This window comes from Frankia sp. CeCAU1 (genome assembly GCF_977971845.1).
Window position 1 is genome coordinate 1 of sequence record NZ_CDWWXA010000105.1, and the last position, 11,414, is coordinate 11,414.

Genomic DNA, 11,414 nt, shown 5'->3' on the forward strand with positions numbered 1-11,414 from the left:
GTGCATGGGGTGAGCCGCAGGCCCGAGGGGCGGGGACTTCGGGCCTGCGGCTCACCGGCTGGGGTTCAGCCCGCGGTCGGCGGACCGCAGTCCGGCCCGGCGTCGGAGGCCTCCGCCGGCACGAGCAGGGCCTCGACGAGGCGGTCCAGCGCGTGCGCCGTCGCCCCGTGCGCGAGCAGGTAGGTGCGGGTGTCCCCGTGCCGGGCGTGGATACGGCCCAGTGCGTGCAGGATGAGGTCGGGCGGGCTCGCCATCAGCGAGGCCGGCAGCTCCTCGCCGTCGGTGGACATCAGGGCGGAGATGCGCTGGACGGCCGCCGCGGCCTCGTCCCGCAGGAAGTACGAGGTCAGCGCGAAGTCCTGCGCGATCACCTCGGCTGGCACCCCGGCGAGGTCCAGCGCCAGAGCGATGACCAGACCGGTGCGGTCCTTGCCTGCGCTGCAGTGCACGATCGCGGGCAGTGCCCCCGGTGTGGCGAGCGCGAGCATGGCCGCGGTGAGGCGGTCCCCTCGATGATCGACGACGTGGTCGTAGAGGCTGCGCAGATCGCCGGCCGTCTGGTGCCGGTCGACCGGCAGGGTGTAGACGGGCACCCGCCGATGCGTCGCGGCGAGCCGGCCGAGCTGGTCCGGATCGTGCGCCACCTCGGCGTCCTCGCGCAGGTCGATGACCGTGCGCAGCCCGATCTGCGCGAGGATGGCCTGCCCACGGCCGTCGAGCCCGCGTAGCGTGCCCGAGCGCAGCAGCGTGCGCCAGCGCAGGGAGCGTCCGTGCACAGTCGGGTAGCCGCCGACGTCGCGCAGGTTGATCGTGCCCGGCAGCGACAGGACGCGCCGCGCCTGCGGCGCCCCGCCGTCGCCGGCACCCGGGGCGCTCCCGGTGCTCGCTGCGGTGGCCGTGCTCCCGGTGCTTACGACGGGCACGGCGGTCACTTCCGGGGCAGGAAGCTGGTGGCCTGCTTCTGTGCGGCGGCCAGGGTGGATGCGGGATCCTTGCCGGTGAAGACGGCGCTTTCGACCGCGGTCATCATCGTGTCCGAGATCTGGAGGTAGTTGTCACCCGGGAAGGACTCCCACGGCTCGATCCGGGCGAGCTGGTCGAGGTTCGGCTTGATGAGCGGGTTCGCCTTCGCCCAGGCCTGCAGGCTCTTCGGGTCGTCGATCAGGCCGGTCCGCAGCGGCAGGTAGCCGATCTTCGAGGAGATCTCGGTGTAGGCGTGGTCGCCGGTGAGGAACTTGATCAGTTCCCAGGCGGCGCGCTGCTTGGCCGGGTCCTTACTGAAGATCGCCAGCGCCGCTCCCGAGTTGGTGGGGATGACCGGCTTCGCGCCGAACGAGGGTTCCTGGGTGGCGTCGAGCTGCCAGTTGTTCGCCTTGGCGCCGGCCATGAACATCCCTTGCAGGGAGCTGCTTTCGAGCAGCATCCCGGCCTGACCGCTGCTGAACGCCTTGACCTGCTGCTTCTGGTCAAGGTTCGGCATCACGCCGCTGTGTACCAGGTCGGCGGCCATCGACACCGCCTCGACGCCCGGCGGATCGGCGAAGGACAGCTTGGTGCCGTCGGTGGAGATCACTCGGCCGCCGGCCGAACGTACCAGGCTCTGGAAACACCAGTCCCCGACCTTCGTCAGACAGTCGATGAGGACCCCGTCCTTGCCGGTCTTCGCCTTGATGGCAAGCGCCGCGGTCTTTACCTCCGTCCAGGTCTTCGGCGGCTTGGCCGGGTCGAGGCCGGCCTGGGTGAACAGGGTCTTGTTCAGCCAGAGAACCGGGGTGGAGAAGACGTACGGGACGGCGTAGGTCCTGCCGTCAACGTCGCCGAGGGTGCGGGCTTTCGGGGCGAACGGGTGTTCGCCGCCGAAGTTCGCCTGAACGGCCTCCCGCCCGACCAACGTGTCGAGCGGCTGGGCGCCGAGGCTGCCGGCGGCGAAGCGCAGCGCGTTGAAGGTGATCTGGGCGACGTCCGGGGGGCTGCCTGCCAGCACCTGGTTCTTGATGCTGGTGACGTAGTCGCCGCTGTTCGCGCTACCGGCCAGGTTCTGCGGCGGCTGGCCCTTGACGGTGATGTTGGGATGCGCGGCCTGGAAGTCGCGCAGCAGCCCCTCGATCACCGGCTTCCACGTCCCGACGTTCGCGAGGTTGTAGCTTTCGAAGACGATCGAGACCTTCTGGTCCGGGGAGAGTTCGGGGATCGTGCTGGCGTTCGCGGCCGTACTCGTTGGTGTGGACGAGGACGTCGCACACGCGGAGGCGAGCGCCGCAAGCAACGCGAGGCCAGCCGCGGCACGCAGCAGGCGTGGTCGAGCCACGGGGATGCTCCTTGGGATCGACGGGACGTTGGGATCGACGGGATCGACGGGACGTTGGGATCGACGGGATCGACGGGATGGCGGACGGACCGGATCGCGATGATCTGGTCCGGTTGGTCTGGTCGCCGCTCAGACCGCGGCGGGCGCGGCCGAAGCGGGGGATGGGGACGCGCCGAGCGCGCCGGGCACGGGGATGGTCAGGGATTCCCGGGGATCCGGTGGCCGCCAGGCGAGACGACGTCCGCTCGCCCGAGCGAACAGGTGCACCCGTGAGACGTCGACAGTGAGTCGGGCCCGGTCACCGACGGCCAGTCCGATCGGGCGGGGGCCACGCAGCGCGACGGCCTGACCATGGACGTCGCACCAGGCCACCTCCTCGCTGCCGAGGTTCTCGACCGTGGTCACGACACCTTCGATCTGCGCGGTCGACCCGGGTGATGCCGTCGATGCCTCGGCCGGGTGGGGCGGCTCGGCCGGGTGGGGCGGCTCGGCCGAGCCGGGCAACAGCGTCAGGTTCTCGGGTCGCAGACCGACGATGACGTCGCGGGGTTCGTCGAAGCCCGGCCACAGCGGGATGCGCAGCCCGTCCGCGCGGACCGCCAGCAGGTCGCCGTCGGCCTCCACCCGGGCCTCGATCAGGTTCATCGGCGGTGCGCCGAGGAAGCCGGCGACGAACACCGAGGCCGGCGTGTCGTAGACCTCGGTCGGGCTGCCCACCTGTTCCACGCGGCCGCCGTTGAGCAGGACCACGCGGGTCGCCATCGACATGGCCTCCACCTGGTCGTGGGTGACGTAGATGAAGGTCCGGCCCAGCCGGCGGTGCAGTCCGGCGAGCTCGGTGCGGGTCGCGGTGCGCAGTTTCGCGTCGAGGTTCGAGAGGGGTTCGTCCATGAGGAATGCCTGGGGGTCACGGACCAGCGCACGGCCGAGCGCCACCCGTTGGCGCTGCCCGCCGGACAGCTCACGGGGGCGCCGGTGGAGCAGCCCGCCGAGTTCGAGCTGGTCGGCGACCTCGCGGACGCGCCGGGCGATCTCCGCCTTGGGGCGGCGCGCGGCCCGCAGCGGAAACCCGATGTTGCGTTCGACCGTCAGGTGCGGGTACAGCGCGTAGCTCTGGAAGACCATGGCGAGGTCGCGCCGTCGGGCGGGGACATGGGTGATGTCGCGGTCGCCGAGCATGATGCGTCCCTCGCTCGGCTCCAGCAGGCCGGCGATCATGCGCAGCAGCGTGGTCTTCCCGCAGCCGCTCGGTCCCAGCAAAACGAGGAAGTCGCCGTCCGCCACGTCGAGGGAGACGTCGTCCACCGCACGGACGTTTCCGAAGCGCCTCGTGAGGCCCTCGATCCGGATTTCTGCCACCCAGCACCCCGTGTACGTCTGCTCCAGGAGCGCGCCTGCCTCCCGGTTCCTCGTTACAGAGGCAGCCTCGGGTACCGAGATGAATGGTCCATGACGGTCGGGAAACGAGGGACAGTCACTTACCGCAACGAATCTCCGGCCAAGCGCCTTGCCGGTGGGACGCTTTCGTAGCTGTCCGCGCGTCCCCTGACCCGACCGGTCATCGGTCAGAACTCGTAGGGATCGGCGGCTCCGAGGCCGGGATCCGCTGCGGGCCGCCGCGGGCCGTCCTCCGCCCGTACGGAGTGGCCCTGGACGTCCCGCATGATGGTTCCGGCCAGCAGCGGGTTGTCCGTGCGGCGCAGGCCGACCGCGAGTTGCAGGGCGTTGAGCAGCAGCAGGGAGGCCAGCCGGCTTGCGATCATGTCCGAGCTGATGGGCCAGTCGGGCGCCCCCACCACGAGGCTGATGTCGGCGATCTCGGCCAGGGGCCCGGCCGTGTAGCTGGTGATGCCGATGACGACGGCGCCCGCGGCCCGGGCCGCCTCCGCGGCCCGCAGACTCGGCTCGTTCGCTCCGCTGCTCGTGATGACCAGGCAGACGTCCGAGGGCGCGAGCAGGCGGGCGGTGAGTTCCTGGGCGATCGAGTCGCCCGGCGCCTCGGCCGGCCGGCCCATGCCCAGGAAGCGCAACGCCGCGTCCTGGGCGACCGGAGCCGATCCGCCGTTGCCGATGACGAGCAGCCGGTCGGCCCGGTCCAGCAGGTCCACGGCGGGCGCGAGACGGGACCGGTCCAGCGGGCCGAGCGCGTCGGCGAGCACCGCGGTCGCCGCGCCGAAGACGGTGTCCACCAGGCGCTCGACCGGGTCGGCGGCGTCCGTTCGGCCGATCTCACCGCGCAGCGCCGCGGCCCCGCTCTCCCGGGCGAGCTCGACGCGGAAATGCTGGAATCCGCGGAAGCCGAGATGTTGGCAGGCGCGCACCACCGTGGCCGTCGATGTTCCCGCGGCCTCCGCGAGCTGCGCAGCGGACCATTCGACCACGTCCCCCGGACGGGCCAGACACACTTCGGCCACCCGCTGCTCGCTCGGGAGCAGGCCTGGCAGGGCCGCGCGGATGGTGGCGAACAGCCCGCCCGGGCGGGCACCCGGCGGACCGGCGGAGGGGGTCACCATGCAGCGGTTCATACACGCTCAAGGTGACGGGCCGGGGTGCCGTCAGCTGCCGTGCCGTCAGCTGCCGTGCCGTCAGCGTGCCGCGCGGTGCCGTCAGCGTGCGGATAAACCGTGCGGATAATCAGTTCCGGGTCAGGCCGTCCGGAGGGCGTCGTGGACGATTGCGGCGACCTGCTCGGTCTCGATCAGAAACCCGTCGTGCCCGCGCCGCGAGTGGACGACGCGCAACGGCGCGCCGACACGCTCGGCGATGTACTCCTGCAGATGGAGGGGATAGAGCCGGTCGGAGTCGACCCCCGCGACGGTGAACGGCACCGGGCAGGACCGTAGCGCCGACGCGCGCCCCCCGCGCCCCCGGCCGACGTCCTGGGTCATCATCGCCCGGGTCAGTGCGACGTAAGTGCCGGCGTCGAACCGAGCGGCCAGCTTGCCGGCATGGTGGTCGAGGTAGGAGGCGACCTCGAACAACCCGTCGGGCCGGGTCCGATCCGCGAACCGCTCCTCCAGTTCGGCCTCGCTGCGATAGCTGATCTGGGCCACCCGCCGGGCCAGACCCATGCCGGCGTCCGGGCCGCGTCCGTCGGGCCGGCCGTGGTAGTCGCCGCCGTTCCAGGCCGGGTCGTCGGTGATCGCACGAAGCTGCACCGCGGACAACCCGATCTGCTCCGCCGTCGCAGCCGCGCCGCAGGCCAGGACCACGGCGTGGTCGACCCGGTCGGGATGGCCGACAGCCCACTCCAGGGCCCGCATGCCCCCCATCGAGCCGCCGACCACCGCGGCCCAGCGCCGGATGCCGAGCGCGTCGGCGACGGCGACCTCCACCGTGACCTGATCGGAGATCGTGATCTCGGGCCATCGGCCGCCCCAGGGTCGGCCGTCCGGCGCGGGACTGGCTGGCCCGGTCGTGCCCTGACAGCCGCCCAGCACATTCGGACAGACCACGAAGAGGCGATCGGTATCGAGGGCCCGCCCAGGCCCGATCAGGCCATCCCACCAGCCTGGGGTGGGATGGCCCGGCCCGGGCGGGCCGACGGCGTGACTGTCCCCGGTGAGCGCGTGCAGGACCAGCACCGCGTTGGTGGCCGCGGCGTCGAGGCGGCCCCACGTCTCGTAGGCCACCGTCACGCCGGGCAGGATGCCGCCGCGTTCCAGCTGCAGCGGTCCCGGCAGGTCGACGAACCGGCGCCGTCCCACCGGGTCGATCCCGGCGCGCCATGCCCCGGAGGCGGGCGGTGGCGTCGGTGGTGCCGGTTGGACCGTCGGTGGTACCGGTTGGACCGAAAGGGCCGCACCGGTGCCACGCGACTCAGCTCTTGGCCGCACGGAACCCGGCATCGAGGTCGGCCAGGATGTCGTCGATCCCCTCGATGCCGACCGACAGGCGGACGAGATCCGGGGTGACCCCGGTCGCGGTCTGCTCGGCCTCGGTGAGCTGGGAGTGCGTCGTCGTCGCGGGATGGATAATCAGTGAGCGGACGTCGCCGACGTTCGCCAGATGGCTGAACAGCTCGACCCCCTCGACGAACTTCTTCCCGGCCTCGGCGCCACCGACGATGCCGAAGGACAGGATCGCGCCAGCGCCGCGGGGGAGCACCTTCTGCGCCCGGGAGTACCACCGCGACGATGGCAGGCCCGGGTAGGCCACCCAGCTCACCTCGTCGCGCGCATCGAGCCACTCGGCGACCCGCAGGGCGTTCGCGGTGTGCCGCTCGATCCGCAGCGACAGCGTCTCCAGACCCTGGAGCAGCAGGAACGAGTTGAACGGGGAGATCGCCGGGCCGAGGTCGCGCAGTAGCTGCACTCGTGCCTTGGCGATGTACGAGCCGTGACCGAGCGCGTCCCAGTAGACCAGACCGTGGTAGCTCGGGTCGGGAGTGGTGAAGTTCGCGAACCGGCCGGAGGCGCCGAAGTCGAACCGGCCGCCGTCGACGATGACGCCGCCGATCGCGGTGCCGTGGCCGCCGATGAACTTCGTCGCCGAGTGGACGACGATGTCCGCGCCGTGCTCCAGCGGCCGGTACAGATAGGGCGTCGCGAGGGTGTTGTCAACGATGAGCGGGATCCCGTGCGCGTGGGCGACCTCGGAGATCCCGACGGTGTCGAGGACGTCGCCGCGGGGGTTGCCGATCGTTTCCCCGTAGAACGCCTTCGTGGTGGGCCGTACCGCCGCCCGCCACTCCTCGAGATCATCGGGATCGCCGACGAAGGAGACCTCGATGCCCAGCTTCGGCAGGGTGTAGTGGAACAGGTTGTACGTCCCGCCGTACAGGCTGGCCGAGGAGACCACGTGGTCGCCGGCCTCGGCCAGGTTCAGGATCGCCAGCGTCTCCGCGGCCTGCCCCGACGCCGCCGCGAGCGCCCCGATCCCACCTTCGAGGGCGGCGATGCGCTGCTCGAAGACGTCCTGAGTGGGGTTCATGATCCGGGTGTAGATGTTTCCGGGCTCACCGAGGGCGAACAGAGCGGCGGCATGGTCGGTGTCGCGGAAGACGTAGCTGGTGGTCTGGTAGATCGGCACGGCTCGGGCGCCGGTCGCCGGGTCCGGCTGGGCTCCCGCGTGGATCTGCTGGGTCTCGAACGACCAGCTCTCGGTGCTCATAGGGTGATCCTCCCCGGGTCGAAGTCGGTGTTCGGTGTCAGTGGTGTCGGCGGTGTTGGCGTGTCGGCGGTGCCGGCGTGTCGGCGGTGTACTGGGCGCCGGCCGTGGGGCGCTGGCCGGGCACCGATGCCTCTGCGACTAATCCGCGATGGACCAATCCGCGATGGCTGTCCTCGTCCGCGGTTCCTCACGGTTGCTCGCGCGGTGCGGCGGTGGACGGTCCGGCTGCCGAACCGGGCCGCTTCCCCGGGGCCCGGTCGGAATGCCTAAGATCGTGCGGTACGGAAAAGGTCAGGAGCCTGGACACAGCCCGTCGAAGGCGGCCGTGCGGGATGGGTGACCATCCGGTGTACCGATGTTCGGGCATCCCCCCGAACATCGCAGAGCGGCGCGCAACCGTCCCGGATATCCGGCATATGACCTCACGGTTTCGACGCTAGCAGCGTGTCGGGTCGTTGTCCGCGGCGGGTGCAGATTTTCCACCGGAGAAGTGAACAATCGCAGGCGCGGGATGGGCCCTGGACCGTGCTCGAGGCCGTGCCCCGGGCCTGCCGGGGGAGTCGAGGGCGGCCTGGGCGGGGTTCGGGGACAGTCCAGGCAGGCAGGCCGCCGGCCATACACGTGAAGCCGAGGGCGGCCGGGATCTTCGCGCAGGGCACGCACCAGCACGCCGGTCCTCATTTCCGCTACGACCACAGCACCTAGTTACGGCAATCGAACATGAGTTCGACATCGGGGGTTGTGTGATCTACGCTTGATCCATGACCATCACAGCCGGCCCGGCCCGCGGGCAGCATCTGGTGCCGTCGGGTTTGGCGGTAGTGGCCGAGCAGGTCGGCGGCCTGTTGGACGCGCCGGTGTGGTCGTTGTCGGATGCCGAGTTGTACGGCGCCCTGGACGACTGTTCGGTGGAGCTGGCCCGCCTGGCCGCGGTACGGCTCGCGCTGGTGCGGGAGGCCCACGGCCGGAACCTGGCCGTGCGGGAGGGGGCTACCAGCACCGCGGCGCTGCTGCGGGAACGGCTGCGGATCCGGCCGGGGGACGCCCATCGCCTGGTCGATCTGGCCCTGGCCGTGGACGGACCGCTGAGTGCCACCGGTGCGGCCCTGGCCGCCGACGCGATCACGGTCGAGCAGGCGGTCGAGGTCCGCACGACGATCCGTTCCCTTCCCCGCGATCTGGACGCGCAGGTGTACACGGCGGTGGAGGCATCCCTGCTGGAGCTGGCCCGGATGTTCGACCCCTGCCGGCCAGTGTCCTGCGCCGTCTGGCCTGTGACGCCACGGTCACCCGCGTCGTCTTCGATGCGGCGAGCGTCCCCCGCGACGTCGGACGGGCCCACCGCACCGCACCCGCGGACCTACGCCGCGCCGTCATCGCCCGAGACGTCTGCTGTTCATTCCCGGGGTGTGATCGGCCGCCGTCATGGTGCGAAGTTCACCACGTTCGTCATTGGATAGACGGTGGAAGAACCTCACTTGACAATCTGGTACTACTGTGTGGATATCATCACAGGCTCATCCACCATCACGGCTGGATCGTCCGAATCGGCCACGATCGCCGGCCCGAATTCATCCCTCCGCCCTGGGTCGACTCCGACCAGACACCCCGACGCAACCCCTACAGCCGACATACCTCCGATCTCCTCCGTGCGGCAACAGTTGCATAGACCGGCTCATAGCTGAAGGAAGGTCCGAATTTGAAGGCCCAGCTCAAAAACCTCCAGAATATCCTCGCTCACGCTGCCGTGAACGGCGCTGCACGACGAGCCTGTCGTCCGACTTCCCGGAGTGGCTCGCGTGGCGCCGTCGCCAGCACCACCTGGCCGCCAGGTGTGCGCCGCCGGCGGCTCCAGGGCTCGCGTACAGGAGTCTCCGGGAGAGGGCCGCCCAGACCGCCACCATGGTCAGCAGTCCGGTGACGGCTTCGCCCAGCGGCCGCGGCGCCGCGGCCACGGCGCCGAGCCCGGTGTGGCAGGCGGTGTGCTCGCCGTCCTCGAACTCGACGGACGCACGGCCCGGTTCCGGCTGGAGAAGACCGAGCCGGCAGGCACCCCCGGCGGCCTCGATCCGGTGCTGGTGGCGGATCTCGCGCCGGCGAGGTGATCCGTGGACGGGTCGGGGGGAGAAGGATCCGGGTACCTACTCGTTCCGTGTCCTGGTCCTGGTCCCCGGCGTCGACTGTGACGCCGACGTCGCCCTCGATGATGGATGTCCGACAGTCGTCACGGCCGTCCCCGGCGCGGGCCACTTGACCGTCGTCGTGGCCAGGTCACGGGGGTAGACGGTTCTGAATGTCGTACCGGTGGTCTGTTCGATCGCTGTTGCGGAAAGTGTGTTCTGGTGGGTTCCGTCGAAATGGACGCCGTTCCACGGCATGATGGTCGAACTCGCGGGTAGATTCAGGGCGGTCAACGCGGAGCGGACCAGTTCACGATCCGTACTGCCCGCGTCATCGATTGCCTGCGCGATCGTGGTCATGGCGGTGAAGGCCTCGGCCGCATTCTCGGTCATCGGCGCCCCGAAATCGTGCAGATAGCGGTCGATTACTCTCGCGGCCAGCGGATTGGCCCGGGCGATGGGCATCGACCAGGCGACCTGGCGGCTGACCCGATCGGCGAACTCGGGAACCGCGGCGAGTCGGGCGGCCTCCGCCGGGTCGCCGTACACGACAACCGCGGGCGGTATGTATCCACCATCCCGGAAAGTGTTTCCCAGAATTGCGCCCTGACCGGGAGAAATATTCGTCAGTACAATGTCGGGTGCAGTGGCTTGCAGGGCGCCGACAGTGGCGGCCAGACCGCCCGTACCCGGCTGGCCCGTACCCGGCTGGTAGGCCACGCTCGCCACGATCGGGTAACCGGTCTCCTCGGCGAACTCCGCCACGGTCGCCTGCATATCGAGGCCGGTGGCGTCGTTGGTGTAGAGCAGGGCGACGCGTCGGCGTTCCTGGCCCGGCTGCTCGGCGTCACGCAGCAGGGACAGGAAGGCGCCGCCGTAGTCGGCCGCGTCGGGTCCGATCCGGAAGAACCAGCTCAGCCCACGTTCGGTCAGCGCCGTCAGCGACGGGCCCCCGCTGACGAACGGGATCCGCAGGCGTTCGGCCCGCTGGCTGGCTTCCAGGGTGGCGTCGGGGGTGAACGCGCCGACGATGCCCACGACGCCGTGGTCGGTCGCCAAGCGTGACGTGGCGTCCGCGGTCTGGCGCGGATCGCTACTTGTATCCAATGTCACAACAGAAAGGTGGGCCCGGCCGGCTGGCCCCCAGAGGTCTCTGGTCCCGTCGCTCGCCCAGCTTTCGCCGGCGTTGATGAGACGGCTGGCGAGCTCTGCTCCGCGTTGTGCGTCACGCCCCGTCTCGGTATCGCCATGGGTCATGGGGGCGAGCAGTCCGATCTTGACCTCGCCGGAAACTCGGGCCGGCTCGGCTTTGCCACCGCCACCACAGGCGGCCAGCACGACCGCGGAGAGAAGCGCAAGGCCCGCGACCGTGCTTCGAAACCCGTGGATCATCGTGCTCCCGCATGCCCGGATCGGTGAGGAGTGAAAGCTGGCAGTGGCCAGCGGCGACACTAGTTGTTTGTCGGACAACAACCGCAGCCGGGCTGTCCAGCAGCGCGGGTGATTGACGGGGCCAATCGTCAGGCGGGCCTACTGGCGACCCCACCGGCGGCGACATCGGGCGCCCACATAGTCTTTGCCGGCCAAGGCATAGTCTTTGCCGGCCAGGGCCGGGACTGGCCTGGCGGGACAGTTCCAGAGGGCGATCCGAGAGGGCGAGAGGTACGGATCTCGTGGTCCAGCCGGGAAGAAGGCGGGTCGCGGCGGATGACCCGCCGGGCTCCTCTGCCGAGAGCCGGCATCGTGGCGCGGGCACACCCGGGGACCGGGAGCAGCCATCCCCGGTGCGGCGTCGGCGGCACTCGGCGGGGGCCGTGACCGTGACCGGGGCCCCCGCCGGGGCTACGACCGGGGCCCCCGCCGGGGCTACGACC

General features: G+C 70.5%; 9 protein-coding genes and 1 pseudogene. 3 read left to right on the forward strand and 7 right to left on the reverse strand.

The window, feature by feature from the left end:
• Positions 1-65: 65 nt before the first annotated feature.
• The 6 genes from AC08OO_RS16975 to AC08OO_RS17000 all read right to left on the reverse strand — a co-directional run bounded on the left by AC08OO_RS16975 (position 66) and on the right by AC08OO_RS17000 (position 7,420).
• The gene (locus AC08OO_RS16975) at positions 66-923 is read right to left on the reverse strand and encodes a tyrosine-protein phosphatase (protein ID WP_476609972.1); all 858 of its coding nucleotides are present in this window, start codon (positions 921-923) and stop codon (positions 66-68) included.
• Positions 924-928: 5 nt separating this feature from the next.
• Positions 929-2,308 carry an ABC transporter substrate-binding protein gene (locus AC08OO_RS16980; RefSeq protein ID WP_476609973.1) on the reverse strand — a complete coding sequence of 460 codons (1,380 nt, stop codon included), beginning with the start codon at positions 2,306-2,308 and terminating at the stop codon, positions 929-931.
• A 129-nt stretch (positions 2,309-2,437) separates the two neighbouring features.
• Positions 2,438-3,667, reverse strand: a complete 1,230-nt coding sequence (locus tag AC08OO_RS16985; protein ID WP_476618755.1) for an ABC transporter ATP-binding protein — start codon at positions 3,665-3,667, stop codon at positions 2,438-2,440.
• A 206-nt stretch (positions 3,668-3,873) separates the two neighbouring features.
• Positions 3,874-4,821: a MurR/RpiR family transcriptional regulator gene (locus AC08OO_RS16990; RefSeq protein ID WP_476609976.1), complete on the reverse strand. Its 948-nt coding sequence runs from the start codon at positions 4,819-4,821 to the stop codon at positions 3,874-3,876.
• Positions 4,822-4,953: 132 nt separating this feature from the next.
• Positions 4,954-6,156, reverse strand: coding sequence for a homoserine O-acetyltransferase MetX (metX, locus tag AC08OO_RS16995; protein ID WP_476609977.1), 1,203 nt, complete (start codon positions 6,154-6,156; stop codon positions 4,954-4,956).
• Positions 6,128-7,420 carry a bifunctional o-acetylhomoserine/o-acetylserine sulfhydrylase gene (locus AC08OO_RS17000; RefSeq protein WP_476618756.1) on the reverse strand — a complete coding sequence of 431 codons (1,293 nt, stop codon included), beginning with the start codon at positions 7,418-7,420 and terminating at the stop codon, positions 6,128-6,130. Before AC08OO_RS17000 ends, metX begins: the two co-directional genes overlap by 29 nt.
• A 761-nt stretch (positions 7,421-8,181) precedes the next feature.
• Between AC08OO_RS17000 and AC08OO_RS17005 the strand changes: the two are divergent.
• The 3 genes and pseudogenes from AC08OO_RS17005 to AC08OO_RS17015 form a co-directional block, all read left to right on the forward strand.
• Positions 8,182-8,597 (forward strand): annotated as a pseudogene (locus AC08OO_RS17005) (DUF222 domain-containing protein); the annotation flags it as partial.
• Between the two features lie 90 nt (positions 8,598-8,687).
• Entirely contained in the window at positions 8,688-9,089 is a 402-nt protein-coding gene (locus AC08OO_RS17010) for an HNH endonuclease signature motif containing protein (protein ID WP_476609994.1), read from the forward strand.
• Between the two features lie 301 nt (positions 9,090-9,390).
• Positions 9,391-9,525, forward strand: coding sequence for a hypothetical protein (locus tag AC08OO_RS17015; RefSeq protein WP_476618757.1), 135 nt, complete (start codon positions 9,391-9,393; stop codon positions 9,523-9,525).
• Positions 9,526-9,561: 36 nt separating this feature from the next.
• On the opposite strand, the gene AC08OO_RS17020 is transcribed toward AC08OO_RS17015, so the two are convergent.
• Positions 9,562-10,932, reverse strand: coding sequence for an ABC transporter substrate-binding protein (locus AC08OO_RS17020; RefSeq protein WP_476609980.1), 1,371 nt, complete (start codon positions 10,930-10,932; stop codon positions 9,562-9,564).
• Positions 10,933-11,414: the final 482 nt, after the last annotated feature.

What these genes read in the sequence shown, in the direction of transcription:
- AC08OO_RS16990 (WP_476609976.1), bottom strand. Translation starts at nt 4,821, where the DNA reads ATGGTGACCCCCTCCGCCGGTCCGCCGGGTGCCCGCCCGGGCGGGCTG.
- metX (WP_476609977.1), bottom strand. Translation starts at nt 6,156, where the DNA reads ATGCCGGGTTCCGTGCGGCCAAGAGCTGAGTCGCGTGGCACCGGTGCG.
- AC08OO_RS17000 (WP_476618756.1), bottom strand. Translation starts at nt 7,420, where the DNA reads ATGAGCACCGAGAGCTGGTCGTTCGAGACCCAGCAGATCCACGCGGGA.
- AC08OO_RS17020 (WP_476609980.1), bottom strand. Translation starts at nt 10,932, where the DNA reads ATGATCCACGGGTTTCGAAGCACGGTCGCGGGCCTTGCGCTTCTCTCC.